Source organism: Streptomyces sp. NPDC025651 (genome assembly GCF_055558735.1).
Map to the genome: position 1 here is coordinate 257,057 of NZ_JBVHLZ010000001.1, position 15,921 is coordinate 272,977.

At 70.9% G+C, this 15,921-nt stretch carries 17 protein-coding genes and 1 tRNA gene; 6 read left to right on the top strand and 12 right to left on the bottom strand.

Annotated features, from left to right (window positions below):
* Window positions 1-8: 8 nt before the first annotated feature.
* Window positions 9-689 (bottom strand): DedA family protein, encoded by a 681-nt coding sequence (locus ACZ4D5_RS01130; RefSeq protein ID WP_467770221.1) that lies wholly within the window; start codon window positions 687-689, stop codon window positions 9-11.
* A 35-nt stretch (window positions 690-724) separates the two neighbouring features.
* Between ACZ4D5_RS01130 and ACZ4D5_RS01135 the strand changes: the two genes are divergently transcribed.
* Both ACZ4D5_RS01135 and ACZ4D5_RS01140 read left to right on the top strand, forming a co-directional pair.
* Window positions 725-862: a hypothetical protein gene (locus ACZ4D5_RS01135; RefSeq protein WP_467770222.1), complete on the top strand. Its 138-nt coding sequence runs from the start codon at window positions 725-727 to the stop codon at window positions 860-862.
* 177 nt (window positions 863-1,039) lie between these two features.
* Window positions 1,040-1,948, top strand: a complete 909-nt coding sequence (locus tag ACZ4D5_RS01140) for an ArsR/SmtB family transcription factor (protein ID WP_467770223.1) — start codon at window positions 1,040-1,042, stop codon at window positions 1,946-1,948.
* Window positions 1,949-2,130: 182 nt separating this feature from the next.
* Here the strand turns inward: ACZ4D5_RS01140 and ACZ4D5_RS01145 are convergent, their stop codons facing one another.
* On the bottom strand, window positions 2,131-3,432 hold the full coding sequence (locus ACZ4D5_RS01145) for a cation:proton antiporter (protein ID WP_467770224.1): 1,302 nt from the start codon (window positions 3,430-3,432) through the stop codon (window positions 2,131-2,133).
* A gap of 424 nt (window positions 3,433-3,856) precedes the next feature.
* Between ACZ4D5_RS01145 and ACZ4D5_RS01150 the strand changes: the two genes are divergently transcribed.
* The gene (locus ACZ4D5_RS01150) at window positions 3,857-6,100 is read left to right on the top strand and encodes an MMPL family transporter (RefSeq protein WP_467770225.1); all 2,244 of its coding nucleotides are present in this window, start codon (window positions 3,857-3,859) and stop codon (window positions 6,098-6,100) included.
* 78 nt (window positions 6,101-6,178) lie between these two features.
* Here the strand turns inward: ACZ4D5_RS01150 and ACZ4D5_RS01155 are convergent.
* From ACZ4D5_RS01155 to ehuB, 6 genes are all read right to left on the bottom strand, one after another.
* A tRNA-Lys gene (locus ACZ4D5_RS01155) sits at window positions 6,179-6,252 on the bottom strand.
* Between the two features lie 58 nt (window positions 6,253-6,310).
* Entirely contained in the window at window positions 6,311-7,075 is a 765-nt protein-coding gene (locus ACZ4D5_RS01160; protein WP_467770226.1) for an IclR family transcriptional regulator, read from the bottom strand.
* A gap of 199 nt (window positions 7,076-7,274) precedes the next feature.
* The gene (gene ehuA, locus ACZ4D5_RS01165) at window positions 7,275-8,090 is read right to left on the bottom strand and encodes an ectoine/hydroxyectoine ABC transporter ATP-binding protein EhuA (RefSeq protein WP_467770227.1); all 816 of its coding nucleotides are present in this window, start codon (window positions 8,088-8,090) and stop codon (window positions 7,275-7,277) included.
* Window positions 8,080-8,697: an ectoine/hydroxyectoine ABC transporter permease subunit EhuD gene (ehuD, locus tag ACZ4D5_RS01170; protein WP_467771460.1), complete on the bottom strand. Its 618-nt coding sequence runs from the start codon at window positions 8,695-8,697 to the stop codon at window positions 8,080-8,082. The genes ehuA and ehuD overlap by 11 nt, the downstream gene beginning before the upstream one ends.
* Window positions 8,698-8,741: 44 nt before the next feature.
* A complete protein-coding gene (gene ehuC, locus ACZ4D5_RS01175) occupies window positions 8,742-9,482 on the bottom strand; it encodes an ectoine/hydroxyectoine ABC transporter permease subunit EhuC (RefSeq protein ID WP_467770228.1) in 741 nt (246 codons plus the stop codon).
* On the bottom strand, window positions 9,479-10,414 hold the full coding sequence (gene ehuB, locus ACZ4D5_RS01180) for an ectoine/hydroxyectoine ABC transporter substrate-binding protein EhuB (protein WP_467770229.1): 936 nt from the start codon (window positions 10,412-10,414) through the stop codon (window positions 9,479-9,481). Before ehuB ends, ehuC begins: the two co-directional genes overlap by 4 nt.
* 97 nt (window positions 10,415-10,511) lie before the next feature.
* Between ehuB and ACZ4D5_RS01185 the strand changes: the two genes are divergently transcribed.
* Window positions 10,512-11,012, top strand: coding sequence for a DUF3830 family protein (locus ACZ4D5_RS01185; RefSeq protein WP_467770230.1), 501 nt, complete (start codon window positions 10,512-10,514; stop codon window positions 11,010-11,012).
* Window positions 11,013-11,018: 6 nt separating this feature from the next.
* Here ACZ4D5_RS01185 and ACZ4D5_RS01190 read toward each other — a convergent pair whose 3' ends face one another.
* Both ACZ4D5_RS01190 and ACZ4D5_RS01195 read right to left on the bottom strand, forming a co-directional pair.
* Window positions 11,019-12,422 carry an amidase gene (locus ACZ4D5_RS01190; RefSeq protein ID WP_467770231.1) on the bottom strand — a complete coding sequence of 468 codons (1,404 nt, stop codon included), beginning with the start codon at window positions 12,420-12,422 and terminating at the stop codon, window positions 11,019-11,021.
* A gap of 43 nt (window positions 12,423-12,465) precedes the next feature.
* Window positions 12,466-13,446, bottom strand: a complete 981-nt coding sequence (locus tag ACZ4D5_RS01195) for a D-2-hydroxyacid dehydrogenase (RefSeq protein ID WP_467770232.1) — start codon at window positions 13,444-13,446, stop codon at window positions 12,466-12,468.
* A gap of 288 nt (window positions 13,447-13,734) precedes the next feature.
* Between ACZ4D5_RS01195 and ACZ4D5_RS01200 the strand changes: the two genes are divergently transcribed.
* Window positions 13,735-14,574, top strand: coding sequence for a maleate cis-trans isomerase family protein (locus tag ACZ4D5_RS01200; protein WP_467770233.1), 840 nt, complete (start codon window positions 13,735-13,737; stop codon window positions 14,572-14,574).
* On the top strand, window positions 14,571-15,308 hold the full coding sequence (locus tag ACZ4D5_RS01205; protein ID WP_467770234.1) for a maleate cis-trans isomerase family protein: 738 nt from the start codon (window positions 14,571-14,573) through the stop codon (window positions 15,306-15,308). The genes ACZ4D5_RS01200 and ACZ4D5_RS01205 overlap by 4 nt, the downstream gene beginning before the upstream one ends.
* On the opposite strand, the gene ACZ4D5_RS01210 is transcribed toward ACZ4D5_RS01205, so the two are convergent.
* Window positions 15,298-15,489 carry a hypothetical protein gene (locus ACZ4D5_RS01210; RefSeq protein WP_467770235.1) on the bottom strand — a complete coding sequence of 64 codons (192 nt, stop codon included), beginning with the start codon at window positions 15,487-15,489 and terminating at the stop codon, window positions 15,298-15,300. The two genes, ACZ4D5_RS01205 and ACZ4D5_RS01210, sit on opposite strands and share 11 nt — an antisense overlap.
* 65 nt (window positions 15,490-15,554) lie before the next feature.
* Complete coding sequence (locus tag ACZ4D5_RS01215; protein WP_467770236.1) at window positions 15,555-15,803, bottom strand: hypothetical protein; 249 nt, start codon at window positions 15,801-15,803, stop codon at window positions 15,555-15,557.
* Window positions 15,804-15,921 lie beyond the last annotated feature (118 nt).

Here is a 15,921-nt window from a genome sequence, read left to right on the forward strand (position 1 = left end):
GCCGACCCCTAGTCGACGCGGCGGTGCCGGGCCCCGGCGCCGACCTCGGGCCGGTTGCGGGAGCGCACGCGGACCGCGACGTACGCCGCGATGCCCGCGAGGGCCAGGACCAGGACGACCTTGGAGAGCAGACCCACGTACGTCTCGACCGCGTCCCACTGGTCGCCGAGCCAGTAACCGGCCAGGACGAGCACGGAGTTCCAGACCAGGCTGCCCAGCGTGGTCAGGGCGAGGAAGACCGGCAGCCGCATGCGCTCCACGCCCGCGGGCACGGAGATCAGGCTGCGGAAGATCGGCACCATGCGGCCCAGGAGCACCGCCTTGGTGCCGTGCTCGGCGAACCACGCCTCGGTGCGCTCCAGGTCGGAGATCTTGACCAGCGGCAGCTTCGCCCACAGGGCGTGCATGCGCTCGCGCCCGAACAGGACGCCGATCCAGTAGAGGGCGGCCGCGCCGACCACCGAGCCGAGGGTGGTCCAGAAGAGCGCGGAGAACAGGCTGATCACGCCCTGGCCGGCGGCGAAGCCGGTGAGCGGCAGGATCACCTCGCTGGGCAGCGGCGGGAAGAGGTTCTCCAGGGCGATGGCGAGGCCCGCGCCGGGACCGCCCAGCGTGTCCACGAGGTCGGCGGCCCAGCCCGCGATGCCGTCGGCGGGCTCCTGGGGGAGGGCGAGAGTCATGAGGTCCATGGAAGCAACGCTAGAAAGCGCAGGTCAGGAGCGGTATGGGGGTTGCCGTCGAGCCGGGGTGCGGTTTTCCGCACCCCCGTGGGCGCGAGGACCGGGGGCAGGGCAAGACCCTGAAGTACCGCGAACTGGCGCCCTCCGACGTCGTCGTGGCGCATACCGGCCAGTCCGACTGATCGCTCTTCTTCGCGTACGAGATCTACGAGACTCTTTCTCCGTCACGAGTTGTACGTCACGAGGCTCCTTGAAAACTCCCGCCCCACGGTCAGGGGCGGGACACATCCGCTCGCAGCAGGGCCGGTCCAGAGACTCTCATCATCTGCGGAACAGCTGACCAACGGGGGCAGTAACCCATGCAGAGAATCCACTTCACCGCTGCCGACATAGCCAGAACCAGGCTGAGGACGACCGCGGGGCCGCTCGTCGAGACGGCCTTCGCCCACGGTCTGCTCGGACGGTGCGCGGGGCCGCCGTACGTGCGCTGGTACCGGCAGGTCGCCAAGCGTCTCGCCGTCCGGCCGCAGGGCAGATCAGGAGCGCTGGGCGCGGTGAGCGACCCCGCGGCGCTGCTGCGGCTGATCGAGCGCGACGAGGCCGCCGGGCTCTCGGAGGTCTGGCGCGAGGGCGTCGCCCCGTACTGGGACCGCATGGTGGCCTATCTGGAGGCCGAGAGCGAGGCGCGCTGCCGCGTGGTCATGGGCGGCGGCGTGGAGCTCCTGCTGTCCACCCTGCACCCGCGGATCACCTGGCGGTCGCACGTCCTCGAGATCCCCGGCGGCCCCGACGAGGACGTCCACCTCGACGGCCGCGGCCTCGCGCTCGTCCCCTCCGTCTTCCTCAACCACCGGCCCGCCCAGGTCATCGGGGCGAAGGGGCAGGGCGGCGAACTCGCCCTCGCCTTCGCCGCGCCGCCGGACGTCCAGCGGGCGGCGACCCTGTGGGACACGCCCGACGACACCGCGCAGTCGCTCGGGGCGCTGGTCGGCCAGACCAGGGCCGCCGCGCTGCGGGTGCTGCGGGCCACCTGCACGACCAGCGAACTGGCGGAGCGGCTCGGCATCTCGGCGGCCAGCGCGAGCCAGCACACCAAGGTGCTCCGCGAGACCGGGCTGATCACCACCCGGCGGATCCGCAACACCGTGCTGCACTCGGTGACCCCGCTGGGCATCGCCCTCCTCGACGGCCTGCCCGCGCAGCCCGCACCGGACCGGACGGGCGCCTTGGCCGCCGTTCCCCGGCAGGTCGTCCTGCGCGCCTCATGACCCTTCGTACGCAAGGGAGTCGACCGCCCTCGCAAGGGGACCGGCCTGGCAGGGGGACCGGCCTCGCAAGGGGACCGGCCTCCCCTCGCGGAACCTGAGGGACGCGTCCCCCGGCCAGGGCTGCCCACGGCCGGGGGGCGCTTTCGTGCGCGGGGCTCACCCGCGGATGCCCACCACCGCGCTCATCGGGCGCTGGGCTCCTTCGCCGGGGCCACCGCCCCGGGCCCGTCCGTGCGGGGCTTGCCGCGGTCGAGGAGCGTCAGGAGCGGTCCGGTCATGGCGGTGGTGGCGAGCGCCATCACGATCAGGGGCAGGACCATGGGCGCCGTGAGGATTCCGGAGCTGAGACCGGCCTGGAGGACGATCAGTTCGGTGAGTCCACGGGTGTTCATCAGGACGGCGATCGTGCGGGCCGTCTCGCGGGAGTGCCCGCCGCCGCGGGCCCCCAGATAGCTGCCGAGCCCCTTGCCCAGACACCCGAGCACGAGGGCCGAGCAGATCAGCAGCCACGAGGCGTCGGCGAACGACTTCGTGAGCACCGTGATGCCGGTGACCACGAAGAAGGCGGGGGCCAGGGCGCTGCCCGCCCGGGTGACGGTGTCCACCGCGCGCTCCCAGGGGGCGTCCTCGTCCTGCGGGATCGCGAGACCCACCAGGGCGGCGCCGAGGATCGCCGTCATCCCGAGGTGTTCCACGGCGAGGGCGACCGCGAGGGCCGTCGCGCCGAGGACCGTCGCCGCGGTCCTCGGCAGCCGCACGCAGGCGCCGCGTGCCGCACGGGTGCGCAGTGCGTACCGGACGGCAAGGGCGCACACCGCACCGAACGCGAGCGCCCGTACGGAGTGCAGCGAATCGGCGAGGCTCCCCTTGCCGAGGCTGATGGCGAGCGTGAGGAGCAGCCAGCCCACCGCGTCGATGAGGATCGCCACGGCCAGCGCCATCCGGCCCGCGGCCGACCGGGACATGCCCCGGTCCGCCAGGATCCGGGCCATCACGGGGACGGCGGTGATGGACATCGACACCGCGACCATCAGGACGAAGGCGGGCAGCGGGGCGTCGCCGCGCGCCGCGGTGTCGTCGGTGAGGAGCACGAGGGAGGCCAGGAGCACACCGGTCAGCAGCGGGGGCACCAGGGACCCCGCCGCCACCCACGCCATGGCGCGCCGCGGCGGCCTGCCCTGGTCGGTCCCCAGCTTGTGGGCCAGGCCGACCAGGAAGAGCACGAGACCGGCCTGGGAGACGAGCTTGAGCAGGTCGAACACGGAGTCGGGCAGGAGCGTCTCGAACGTGTCCCTGCCGACCAGGGCGATCACGGCGGGGCCGGACAGCAGCCCGAACACGATCTCTCCGATGACCTCGGGCTGACGCAGGGCGCGGGCGGCCTTCCGGCCCGCGAGGGCGAGCAGCAGGATGACGCCGAGTGCCACGGCGACATGGGCAAGGAGCGGCGCGAGATCCAGAACGTGGCTTCGCAGCGTGTCCATATTCGGTCCGCCGCCCGGTCAGCGGGTCCGGGCGAAGTGGGCGTACGCCCGGCTGAAGTCGGCTCTTCCGCCACCCACTATCTCGACTCTGTTCGGCACTGGTGACTCCTGTTCGGTAGCTCCACGAGTTCCGGCAAGTGGCTCCGGGCGCGTGGAGGGTCCCACGGTGGCGCCACCGACAAGTGAGCCTAGGTGCGGGGCCGATCACCGGAAAGATCATTAAGTTTTGGCCGAATGTCGCAGGTGGAGAGGGAAATTGACGGGGCGTCAGGTGTGTGGACCCTCGTCGGGCGGGCTCGGTGCCGGTGGCCGGTGGGCCCCATCCGGGCGGCGCGGGACCAGGATTGACGGTCCATTGCTCCATGTGTAATTTTTTACTTACACCCGTCGGGTGGGGGTGACTATCGCTAAGGAGCTGGGTTCAGTGAAGAGACAGCCACTTACCGTCAAGGTGGCGAGCTGGAGTGCGCTGCACCCGGGGCGGGCCATCGCCGGGTGGTTCGTGTTCGTCGCCCTGTGTCTCGCCCTCGGGGGCCTGGCCGGCACGGACAGCGCCGGCGACAGGGACTACTGGGTCGGTGAGGCCGGCCGCGCCGAGTCCATCGCCACGGACGGTGGCCTCCAGCACAAGTCCGCCGAGCGGATCATGGTCACCAGCACGTCCGACGCACCGCTCGGAGCGGAGGCCGAGAGCGCCGCCCGCGACGTCGCCGCCCGGATGAAGAAGCTCGACCCGGTCCTCCGCGTCGCCGACCCGGTGCGCTCGGAGGACGGCAGGATGCTGATGGTCGAGGTGACCCTGAAGGGCCCCCGTCTTGAGGCCCAGAAGCACATCGACCCGCTCCTGGAGACGACCGCCGAGGTCCAGAAGAAGTACGCGGACCTGCGCGTCGAGGAGACCGGTGACGCCTCGGTCGAGGTGGGCCTGGACGACCAGCGCGCCGAGGACCTCGCGACCACGGAGACCATCACCTTCCCGATCACCCTGATCACCCTGGCCCTCGTCTTCGGCTCAGTGGTCATGGTCGGCGTGCCGCTGCTGCTGGCGGTCTCCTCGATCGGTGCCTCCATCGGCCTGTCCCAGCTGGCCTCGCACCTGCTGCCGGACGCGGGCGTCGGCAACAACGTCATCCTGCTGATCGGCATGGCGGTCGGCGTCGATTACACGCTCTTCTACCTCAAGCGCGAGCGCGAGGAACGGGCCCGGGCGGGCGGCGGGATCGGCCCCGAAGCCCTGGTGGGGATCGCCGCGGCGACCTCGGGCCGCGCGATCGTGGTCTCCGGCCTCGCCGTGATCCTCTCCACCGCGACGCTCTTCCTCGCCACCGACGTCATCTTCTCCTCGCTGGCCGTCGGCACCATCGTGGTCGTCGCGGTCGCCGTCCTCAGCTCGGTCACCGTACTGCCCGCCCTGCTCGTCAAGATCGGCCGCCGCGCGGACCGCAGGGCCGCCCGCGCCGCCGGGCGCGGCAAGCGGGTCAAGCCCCGCAGGCCGGAGAGGAGCGGCCGGCTGTGGACCGCGCTCCTGAAGCCCGCCAGGAACCGCCCGGTCGCCACCCTCGTGGTGTCGGTGCTCGTCATGCTCGGCCTCGCGGCCCCGGTCCTCGGCATGGAACTGCGCGTCCTGAGCACGGCGACCCACTCCCGTTCCATCCCGGAGATGAAGGCCTACGACCGGCTCAACGAGGCCTTCCCCGACCTGCTCGCCGAGCACTGGGTCGCCGTGCGCGGCGACGCGGACGACAGGGAGCGGACGCGCGAGGCGCTGGCCGCCCTGGCCGACCGCGCCGGGGCCGACCCGCTGTTCTCCGAGAAGCGGCCCGAGGTGGAGAGCACCGACGACGGCCTGATCCACGTGATGACCCTGTCCGTGCCCCACAGGCTGAACTCACCGGAGGCGCGGGACTCGCTGAAGCACCTGCGTGACGACATGATCCCGGCGACGCTCGGGAAGGTGGCCGGCGCCGAGTTCGGGGTCGGCGGCCCCGTCGCCCAGGACGTCGACTACCTGCGCAACCAGAACGAGAAGATGCCCGTGGTCATCGGCTTCCTGCTGCTGCTGACCTTCCTCATGATGGTGCTCGTCTTCCGCTCCGTGGTCATCTCGGTCCTCGGCGTCCTGCTCAACCTGCTGTCCGTCGCCGCCTCGTTCGGCCTGGTGGTCGTCTTCTTCCAGTGGGGTCTCGGCTCGGCGCTGTTCGGCTTCGAGGAGAGTGCCACCAGCGGCATCGGATCGCGCGTACCGCTGTTCCTCTTCGTGATCCTCTTCGGCCTGTCGATGGACTACCAGGTCTTTGTCGTCAGCCGGATCCAGGAGGCGGCGATGAACGGGGTACCCACCCGCCAGGCGGTCATCGACGGGATCAGCAGGTCCGCCAAGGTGGTGACCAGCGCGGCGGTCGTGATGGTGACGGTCTTCGCGAGCTTCATGTTCCTGCACCTGGCCGAGATGAAGCAGATCGGCTTCAGCCTCGCGGTGGCGGTCCTGCTCGACGCCTTCGTCATCCGCGTGATGATCCTGCCGTCGGCCATGATCCTGCTCGGCGACGCCAGTTGGTGGCCGTCCCGCAGGGTGCGCAAGGCGCAGCAGGTCGCCGCCGCGCGGGCCGGCGGTGTGCCACCGCCCGCCGTCCCGTCATCCGCGACGACACTGCACCTGCACCGCTAGGCGGGCGTCCGGGCCGCACGGAGAAACCCCGGGGACGCGAGAAGCCCCTCGCTCGCGCGAGGGGCTTCTCACTGTCTGTGCGCCGCCAGGGACTCGAACCCCGGACCCGCTGATTAAGAGTCAGCTGCTCTAACCAACTGAGCTAGCGGCGCCTGCTGACGAGTAAATAGTACCTGGTCCGAGGGGGTGCATCTGACCACGCCCGGACACCTAGATCGCCAGGGACAGCAAAACCGGCGCCGCCCCGCGGTTCAACGTGTCCGCCGCCTCCCGCAGGCGATGCGCGTGCTCGACCGGCAGGGAAAGCGCGAGGCACCCGACCGCGGACCCCGCGGTGATGGGCACCGCGGCGCACACCGTGCCGACCGCGTACTCCTGGAGGTCGAGCACCGGCACCGTCGCGGGCTGCGCGGCGAGCCGGTTCAGGAGGACCCGTTCGTTCGTGATCGTCCGGGACGTGAGCCGCGCCATCTTGTGGCGGGAGAGGTGGTCCCGGCGGCCGTTCACGTCGAGCTGGGTCAGCAGGCTCTTGCCGACCGCGCTGGCGTGGGCCGAGGAGCGGAAGTCCACCCATTCGTTGACCGCGGGGGTGCGGGGGCCCGCCGCGACGTCGGTGATGCGGACCTCGCCGTCCAAGTAGCGGCTGATGTAGACCGCGGCGCCGATCGAGTCGCGCAGGCCGTCCAGGGTGCGCTGGAGCTTCTCGCGCAGGGCCTCGGCGTGCTGGTCGGCCGAGCCGAGACGGCTGAGGGACTCCCCGGTGACGTACGCGCCGGCGCCGTCGGCGAGCTGCTCCACGTACCCCTCGCGGCGCAGCATGCGCAGCAGGGGGGTCAGCTGGGTGGTGGGAAGCCGGGTCTCGCGGGCGAGCTCCGCCGCGGTCACTCCGGTGCCGTGCCGGGCGACGATCTCGAGCACCCGCAGGGCGCTCTGTACGGAGTGGTGCGGCGCGGTCGCCTCGTGCTTCAACGCCACGGCTTCCCCCTGCGTGGAACGGTTCCGGACAGTTGGGCTCTGTCCCACGATAACCGCCAAGTGGCGCGTTCGGAGCGGCTGTTGGGGAGATTGGCGGCGCGCTCCGGCCCGTCAGCAGGAACGCGCCACCCTGGCATATGCCCAGGTCATGCCCCGGACCGCGGACCTGCCCCGCGGCCCCGGGCGTGACGGCATCCGGTCACAGCACCGCGCTGAGGAACTCCCGCGTCCGCTCGTGCTCGGGCTCGGTGAAGATCTTCTCCGGCGTCCCGGACTCGATGACCCGGCCCGAGTCGAACATCAGCACCTGGTCCGAGATGTCGCGGGCGAAGTTCATCTCGTGGGTCACGCAGAGCATCGTGATGTCCGTGGTGTGCGCGATGTCGCGGAGCACGTCGAGGACGCCCGCGACCAGCTCCGGGTCGAGCGCGGACGTCACCTCGTCGAGGAGCAGGACCTGCGGCCGCATCGCGAGCGCCCGCGCGATGGCGACCCGCTGCTGCTGGCCGCCGGAGAGCTGCGTCGGGTAGGCGTCGCACTTGTCGCCGAGCCCGACCAGGTCGAGCAGTTCGCGCGCCCGCACCTCGGCCTCGTCCTTGGACAGGCCGAGGACGGTGACCGGCGCCTCCATGATGTTGCGCAGCACCTTCATGTTCGGGAAGAGGTTGAACTGCTGGAAGACCATCCCGATGTTCTTGCGGACCTCGCGGATGTGCTTCTCGCCCGCCGGCACGAGCCTGCCGTTCTTCTCCTCGTGGACGAGGTACTCGCCGCCCACCTTGATCGTGCCCTCGTCCGGCTTGAGCAGGGTCATCAGCAGGCGCAGGATCGTCGTCTTGCCGGAGCCCGAAGGGCCGATCAGCGTGACGTGCTTGCCCGACGCCACGGAGAAGTCGAGCTCGTCGAGGACCGTGTTGGACCCGAAGCGCTTGACGACCTTGTCGAAGCGGATCAGCTCGCTGCCGTCCACCGCCGGGTTCGGCTGGTCCTTGGAGAGGTTGGTGTCAGTGGACAAGACGGCGCTCCATGGCTCGGAGGAGGAGGGAGGACGGATAGGCGATGACGATGAAGGCGATGCCGACGACGGTCAGGGCCTCGGTGTACTGGAAGGTCTCGGCGGCCTGCAGACGGGCGCGCTGCAGCAGCTCCAGGACGCTGATGGCCGAGAGCAGCGGGGTGTCCTTCAGCATCGCGATGACGTAGTTGCCGAGGGCGGGCACCACGCGGCGGATCGCCTGCGGCAGGATCACCGCGGTCCAGGTGTGCCGGTAGGGCAGGCTCAGCGCGGTCGCCGCCTCCCACTGGCCGGCGGGCACGGCCTCGATGCCCGCGCGGTAGACCTGCGCGGTGTACGTCGAGTAGTGCAGGCCGATCGCGACGATGCCGGTGGTCAGCGCGGAGAACTGGATGCCCCAGTCCGGCAGCACGAAGAAGAGGAAGAACAGCTGGACCACGAGCGGGGTGTTGCGGATGAACTCGGTGACGATCCCCACCGGCCACCGGATGAAGCGGGTCGGCGCGCGGAACGCGAGCGCCCACACCAGGCCGAGCGAGAAGGAGATCAGCGATCCGAGCGCGAGGATCTGCAGGGTGGTGAGGACGCCCTCCCAGAAGTGCGGCATGAAGTCCGAGACGGCGCCCCAGTCCCACTTGTCGGTTTCGTTGTTCACGAGGAGACACCCCCGCCCAGCGGGCCGACCTTCTCGGTGCCGCGGCCGTTGCCGAGCCTGCGCATGATGCCGACGCCCTTCTCGGGCCGCTGCCCGATGCCCGCCTTGGCCTTGCGCTCGATGGCGCGCATGCCGCGGGTGAGTACGAACGCGATGACGAAGTAGATGACCAGGGTGATCGAGTAGATCTGCGCGCTCTCGGTGGTCGCGAGCCGCACCAGATAGGCGGCGAAGGACACGTCACCGATGCCGAGCAGCGAGACCAGGGCGGTCCCCTTGAGCAGCTCGATCAGCAGGTTCGAGAACGGCGGGATCATCTCGGGCACCGCCTGCGGCAGCAGGATCAGCCGCATCCGCTGCCACGGCGTGAAGCTCAGCGCGACCCCCGCCTCGCGCTGGGCGGGCGCCACCGCGTTCAGGGCGCCCCGCACGATCTCGGCGCCGTACGCGCCGTAGGAGAGTCCGAGTGCGAGCACGGCCGCCCACATCGGGACCAGCGCCCAGCCCACGAGCTGGGGCAGGACGAAGAAGATCCAGAACATCAGGACCAGCGACGAGGTGCCGCGGAAGACCTCGGTGTAGAACCCCGCGAGGAAGCGCACGAAGCGCGAGTGGTGGGTGCGGGCGATGCCGATGCCGAAGGCGACGGCGGTCGCGAGTGCCGCGCTGTAGAGCGTCAGCTGGATGGTGATCCAGATGCCGGGTATGACCCAGTGTTCCCACAGTCCCGCTGTCATTTGCACAGCTCCTCTGCGGTCAGCTTGGTCATCTCCGCCTTGGTGAAGCCGAACGGCTCGAGGATCCGGAAGAGCTCGCCGCTCTTCTTCATCTTGTGGATCTCCACGTTGAAGGCGTCCCGCATCTCGGTGTCGGTGGGCCGGAAGGTGAAGCCGCCGCCGTCGATCTGCTTCTCGCCGTCGATGACCGCGGCGAACGGCTTGGTGGCCTCCGCCTTCTTGCTCTTGCGGACCACGTCACGGCTGGTCAGCGCGGTGCCGGCGAAGACGTCGATGCGGCCGGACTCGACGGCGTTCATGCCCGCGACCGGGTCCTGGAGGATGGCGACCTCGCTGCGCTTGTAGCCCGCGGCGATGGCGTAGTCGATCTCCGCGTAGGCGGGCCCGGTGGCGATCCGCGCCTTCTGCCGGAAGGCGTCCTCGTAGTTGTGGATGTTCTTCGGGTTGCCCTTGGGGACGATGAACGAGTCCAGCATCTGGTACTCGGGGTCGGCGAAGATGACCGACTGGCACCGGTCCTTGTTGATGTACATCCCCGCCGAGACCACGTCGAACTGCTGCGTCGTCAGGCCGGGTATGAGCGAGCTGAAGTCGGTGGCGACGGGCTGCACCTTGTCGACGCCGAGACGCTTGAAGATCACCTTGGCGAGCTCCACCGCCTCGCCCGTGAACTTCCCGTTCTCGTCGATGTAGCCGTACGGCGCCTCGCCCGCGATGCCGAGCCGCACCGTGCCCTGCGACCTCAGGCGCGCCAGGGTGTCACCCGTGGGCACCTTGCTGCAGCCCGCGGCCCCCAGGGCGCCGACGGCACCGATCGCGGCGGCACCCGTCAGCAGGGATCGTCGACGTATCCCCGGGTGTCTGCCCGTGTGTCCTCTTCCGGACTTTCCCGTCCCGTTGCTCTCTGTGTCTTTCCTCAGTGGTGGAGCCATGGCCGCGCGGCTACCCGACTCGACACGAGATATGCCGGTGAATTCAAGCCCCTGATGCAATCGTTGTGCCCTTGACCCAGGGAGGAGCATGGGACACATGGCAGACCGATTCATCGAAGTCTCCCTCGCCAAGCGGGGAGTTCAGTGCACGGCAAAGCTGCTCGACGACCGGGCTCCGGTGACCTGTGCGGCGGTGTGGGAGGCGCTTCCGCTCGGCTCGGACGTCTATCACGCGAAGTATGCACGCAATGAGATCTACGCCCTCTTTCCGGCTTTCGCGGACCGCGAGCCGCCCCTGGAGAATCCGACAGTCACCCCCATCCCGGGAGATCTCTGTTATTTCTCCTTCTCCGGTACGGAATTGGGGACACAGGCGTACGGCTACGAACCCGCGGCCGACGTGAAGGCGGGCACCACCGTCGTCGACCTGGCCCTCTTCTACGAACGGAACAACCTGCTCCTCAACGGCGACGTGGGCTGGGTCCCCGGCATCGTCTGGGGCCAGATCGTCGAAGGCCTCGACCGCATGGCCGAGGCCTGCAACGACCTGTGGCGCGCGGGCGCACAGGGGGAGACGCTGAACTTCCGTCGCGCCTAGCGCGGTTCAGCCCACAGCGGGCGGCGCGACTCCCGCGCTGCCCGCCTCGTACAACGCGTGCGCGGCCCGCAGCACCACCGTGTCCGCGTGCCGCGCCCCCACGATCTGCACCCCCACCGGCAGCCCTTCCTCGTCCACCCCGCAGGGCACCGTCGCGGCGGGCTGCTGGGTCAGGTTGAAGGGGTACGTGAAGGGCGTCCACCCCGTCCACCGCCGGTGCCCCGCACCCTTCGGCACCTCGACGCCCGCCTCGAACGCGGTGATCGGCAGCGTCGGCGTGACCAGCAGGTCGTACGTCGAGTGGAAGCGCCCCATACGGCGCCCGAGGTCCATGCGTACGTCCACGGCCGCGAGGTAGTCGAGCGCGCTGTACCGCGCGCCCTGCCCGCAGATCTCCCGCAGTCCCGGGTCGAGCAACTCCCGCTGCGCGGGCGCGAAGTGCTGCACGACGCGCGCGGCCCCGCTGAACCACAGGGTGTGGAAGGCCTCCACCGGGTCGGAGAAGTCGGGGTCCGCCTCCTCGACGTACGCCCCCTGCGCGGCGAGGGACTCCACCGCCCGCCGCACGGCCGCCGCGACGCCGGGCCGCACCGCGACCTGCCCGCCCAGCGAGGGGGAGTAGGCCACGCGCAGCCCCCGCACGCCCCCGTCCAGGCCCGCCCGGAAACTCCCCGCCACGGCGCCCAGTTGGGACCAGTCACGGGGGTCGGGCCCCGTGATCACCTCCATCATCAGCGCCGCGTCCGCCGCGTCCCGCGTCATCGGCCCCACATGGGCGAGCGTGCCGAAGGGGCTCGACGGATACAGCGGCACCCGGCCGTACGTCGGCTTCAGGGCGAAGATCCCGCAGAACGCCGCGGGAATCCGCACCGAGCCGCCGCCGTCCGTGCCGAGCGACAGCGGGCCCGCGCCGACGGACACGGCCACCGCGCTGCCCCCGCTGGAGCCGCCCGAGGTGCGCGCGGTGTCGTACGGATTGCGGGTGACGCCGCTCTGCGGGCTGTCCGTGACGCCCTTCCAGCCGAACTCCGGGGTCGTCGTGCGGCCGACGAAGACCGCGCCGTGCTCCCGCAGCCGGGCGACCGAAGGGGCGTCCTCGTCCCAACTGCCCTGCGCGCGCACGGTCCTCGACCCCCGCAGCGTCGGCCCGCCGCGCAGCAGGAGCAGATCCTTCACGGACACCGGCACGCCGTCCACCAGGCCCTGCGGCTCACCGCGCCGCCACCGCTCCGCGCTCGCCGCGGCCTGCTCCAGGGCCGACTCCGCCTCGATCCGCACGAACGCGTTCACCGCGGCCCGGGTCTCCTCGGCCCGGCGGAGCACGGCACGGGTCGCGTCGACCGGACTGAATTCGCCCTTGCGGTAGCCGTCGACGAGTTGTACGGCGGTGAGATCCGTGAGCTCGGTCATGCACGCTCCTCAGGAGGCAGTCGGGGATGATCTCGGGGAGTGATCAATGCCCTGGGACATACCCACGTTTCTTGTCGACCACGTTCACCGGCTGCCGGCCGGACTCCCAGGCCTTGTACAACTCCAGGAACTGCGCGCCCAGTTCGTCCCGCCAGCCGACCGTGTCGCCGCTCATGTGCGGAGAAACGATCAGCCCCGGCGCCGTCCACAGCGGGCTCTCCCCGGGCAGCGGCTCGTGCTCGAAGACGTCGAGGGCCGCGCCCGCGATCCACCGCTTGGACAGGGCGGCCACCAGGTCGTCCTCGACGACGAGCGGGCCGCGCCCGATGTTGATGAAGTGCGCCGACGGCTGCATGACGCCGAAGCGCCGCGCGTCGAACATGCCGCGCGTCTCGTCCGTGAGCGGCGCCGCGCACACCACCCAGTCGGCGCGCGAGAGCAGCCGGTCGAGGTCCTCGGAGGCGTGCACCCCGGCGCGCGCGGTGCGGCCCACCAGCGCGGTGGTGATGCCGAGCGCCTTCAGCGTGCGGACGATCGCCCGCCCGATCGGCCCCGAGCCCACCACGCACGCGCGCGTGCCGGAGATCCGCCGTGTCTCGCGGTGGCGCCAGGAGCGCTCGCCCTGCAGCTCCAGGGTGCGCGGCAGATCCTTGGCCATGGCCAGGACGAGGGCGGCGACGTACTCCGCGATGGGCTGGTCGAAGACGCCGCGCGCATTGGTCACCAGCGTGTCGGACGCGGCGAGTTCGGGGCACATCAGATGGTCCACGCCCGCGCTCGCGGTGTGCACCCAGCGCGGCCTGCGGCCCTCACCCGGCCAGGCGCGGCGCACCGCGTCCGAGGTGAAGTCCCACACCAACAGCACGTCGGCGAGCGGCAGTTGCCCGGCGAGCGTGGTCTCGTCCGCGTGCAGGACGCGGGCGCGCCCGGTCAGGCTGCCGAGCCGGGGCGGTGGTGTGGGCGGCCCCGCGTCAAGGACGAGGACGGTCGTTTCGGGTGACGCTTCCGACTGCGCTTCGGACATCGTGGGGAAACCGTTTCGCAATGAGGTTCCGCTTCCCTGAAGAGGTACGGCTCGGCCGTCTGAGATGTGCGGATTGACCACGCTGGCACCCGAACCTACCTTCGTCAACAGAGGCTCTGCCGTTCCGGCATCCCGACAATCGCGTACTCTCCGTGCGACCGCTCGCACCCTCTGTGCGGCACGCCGCGCAGATCTCCCCGTCCCGACGTCCCGGCGCGTCGCCGGCATCGCTCGTCCCGGCCCCCGGCCGGTCCCTCACATCACCACGCACGAACTTGGGGCCTGCTCATGGACGTCTCCTTCCTCGGCGGACCGCACCCACAACGAGGTGTCGGTGTCGTCGCGCCCTTCGACTTCGCCCTCGACCGCGAACTGTGGCGGTGGATCCCGGACGAGGTCTCCCTGCACCTGACCCGTACTCCGTACGTGCCCGTCGAGGTGAGCCTGGACCTGGCCCGCCTGGTCAGCGAGCACGAGACGCTCGCCGAGGCGGTCCGCGCGCTGACCGCCGCCGAGCCCGAAGTCCTCGCGTACGCCTGTACGTCGGGCAGCTTCGTCGGCGGCACCGCCGGTGAGCGCGCGATGTGCGAGGCCATGACGCGCGAGGGCGCGGTCGCCTCGGTGACCACCTCGGGCGCGCTCCTGGAGGCGCTCGACGAACTGGGCGCCCGCCGCATCGCCCTCGTCACGCCCTACACCTGGTCGGTGACCCAGTCCCTGGAGGAGTACCTGGCCGAGTCCGGGGTCACCGTCGTGGGCCGCGCCTATCTGGGCCTGACCCGGCACATCTGGAAGGTCCCCTACCGGGACGTGGCGGACATGGCGCGCCGCGCCGTCCACGGCTCCGTCGACGCCCTGTTCATCAGCTGTACGAACCTGCCCACGTACGACGTCATCCCGCAGCTGGAGGCGGAGTTGCGCATGCCGGTGATCTCCGCGAACCAGGTGACGATGTGGTCCGCGCTGCGCCGGCTGGGTACCCGTGCGGTAGGGCCCTATCAGGCGCTGATCGATCCGGGGGCGCGGCCGGGCGCGAGCACGCTGGACCCGCCCGCGCCACCGCCCGCGCAGGGCCTGCCCGAAGGACCGCCCGCAGGGCCAACCGCAGAAGGAGGAGGCTGGACGTGACGGCACTCGGATTTCTCTACCCGGGGTACTCGGCCGAGGACGACTACCCCCGCATGGAGCAGATGCTCGGCAGCGACATCCGGCTGCAGGTCGTCCACACCGACATCGGCGAGGACGCGCACCGGGTCGACGCGCTCCTGGAGATGGGCTCGGCCGAGCGGCTGGCGGCAGGCGTCGAGGAGCTGCGGCTCTCCGGCGCGGAGGCCGTGGTGTGGGCGTGCACCAGCGCCAGCTTCGTCTTCGGCTGGGAGGGCGCCCACGAGCAGGTCCGGGGCCTGGCGCGGGCGGCGGGCCTGCCCGCGTCCTCGACCTCGTTCGCCTTCGCCCACGCCCTGCGCGAGGTGGGCGCGACCCGCGTCGCCGTCGCGGCGACGTACCCGCAGGACGTGGCGGGTCACTTCTCGGCCTTCCTGAAGGCGGCGGGCGCGGAGGTCGTGTCGGTCCGCGGGAGCGGCATCATCACGGCGGTGGAGGTCGGCACCTGGGGCCGCGACGAGGTCCACGCGCTGGCCCGCGAGGGCGACCACGCGGACGCCCAGGCGCTCCTCCTGCCGGACACGGCCCTGCACACGGCGGCGTACGTGCGGGAGCTGGAGGAGGCCGTCGGCAAGCCCGTCCTGACGGCGAACCAGGTCACGGTCTGGGAGGCCCTGCGCCTGGCCCAGCGCAGGGTCAACGCCCCGGCGCTGGGCTCCCTGTTCACGAAGGAACCGCTGGTCCAGGTCAAGGGCTGAGGATCAGTCTGACCACGGTTAACGTCTGGACCGACCCGGAGACGTAGTAGAGGACGATGGCGCCGTTGACCGTCGCCTCCCTGCGGTCCGGGTCGTCCCGGACGGGCGTCGACCCGTGGCCGTACGGATCGCGGCCCACGGTGCGCGCGAGGGCGGCCCGGAAGGTGTCGGCGTCGCCCATCTTGGCGAGGGTGTCGTCGGCGGGCGGCGCGTAGGTGACGCGGTGGGCCCTGCGGTGGCGAGGGCTCACGACGTGCCCCGCCTCTCGGCCTCGTCGGAGGCCAGGCGCGCGAGGCGGGCCTCCGCGTCCGGATCGGGCACGGCCTCCAGCATCCAGTGCCGCATCACGGCGTGGATCTCGTCGACCCCGGCTTCGTTGATGGCCCGGTCGAACTCCGCGCGCCGGTCCTCGGGCAGGGCGGCGCGGATGTCAGGGATGGTGTTGGGCACCTCGACCTCGACTCCGTCGACGAGGGTCTTCAGCGGATCAGCCATGGCAGGCACGGTAGTGGCACGCGTGGGCGGAGTGGTACGCGCGGGCGGCCCGACGTGCGGGGAATAAAACGGAGTGTGCCTCCTGTTGGCTCTCCCGTACCCAGGAGACGTACGTACG

Excerpts from the sequence above, each read along its gene's own strand:
- ACZ4D5_RS01195 (WP_467770232.1), bottom strand. The coding sequence starts at position 13,446 with ATGTCCGAAGCGCAGTCGGAAGCGTCACCCGAAACGACCGTCCTCGTC.
- ACZ4D5_RS01140 (WP_467770223.1), top strand. The coding sequence starts at position 1,040 with ATGCAGAGAATCCACTTCACCGCTGCCGACATAGCCAGAACCAGGCTG.
- ehuB (WP_467770229.1), bottom strand. The coding sequence starts at position 10,414 with ATGGCTCCACCACTGAGGAAAGACACAGAGAGCAACGGGACGGGAAAG.
- ACZ4D5_RS01190 (WP_467770231.1), bottom strand. The coding sequence starts at position 12,422 with ATGACCGAGCTCACGGATCTCACCGCCGTACAACTCGTCGACGGCTAC.
- ACZ4D5_RS01135 (WP_467770222.1), top strand. The coding sequence starts at position 725 with ATGGGGGTTGCCGTCGAGCCGGGGTGCGGTTTTCCGCACCCCCGTGGG.
- ACZ4D5_RS01210 (WP_467770235.1), bottom strand. The coding sequence starts at position 15,489 with ATGGGCGACGCCGACACCTTCCGGGCCGCCCTCGCGCGCACCGTGGGC.
- ACZ4D5_RS01130 (WP_467770221.1), bottom strand. The coding sequence starts at position 689 with ATGGACCTCATGACTCTCGCCCTCCCCCAGGAGCCCGCCGACGGCATC.
- ehuD (WP_467771460.1), bottom strand. The coding sequence starts at position 8,697 with ATGCCGCACTTCTGGGAGGGCGTCCTCACCACCCTGCAGATCCTCGCG.
- ehuC (WP_467770228.1), bottom strand. The coding sequence starts at position 9,482 with ATGACAGCGGGACTGTGGGAACACTGGGTCATACCCGGCATCTGGATC.
- ACZ4D5_RS01215 (WP_467770236.1), bottom strand. The coding sequence starts at position 15,803 with ATGGCTGATCCGCTGAAGACCCTCGTCGACGGAGTCGAGGTCGAGGTG.
- ACZ4D5_RS01145 (WP_467770224.1), bottom strand. The coding sequence starts at position 3,432 with ATGGACACGCTGCGAAGCCACGTTCTGGATCTCGCGCCGCTCCTTGCC.
- ACZ4D5_RS01200 (WP_467770233.1), top strand. The coding sequence starts at position 13,735 with ATGGACGTCTCCTTCCTCGGCGGACCGCACCCACAACGAGGTGTCGGT.
- ACZ4D5_RS01185 (WP_467770230.1), top strand. The coding sequence starts at position 10,512 with ATGGCAGACCGATTCATCGAAGTCTCCCTCGCCAAGCGGGGAGTTCAG.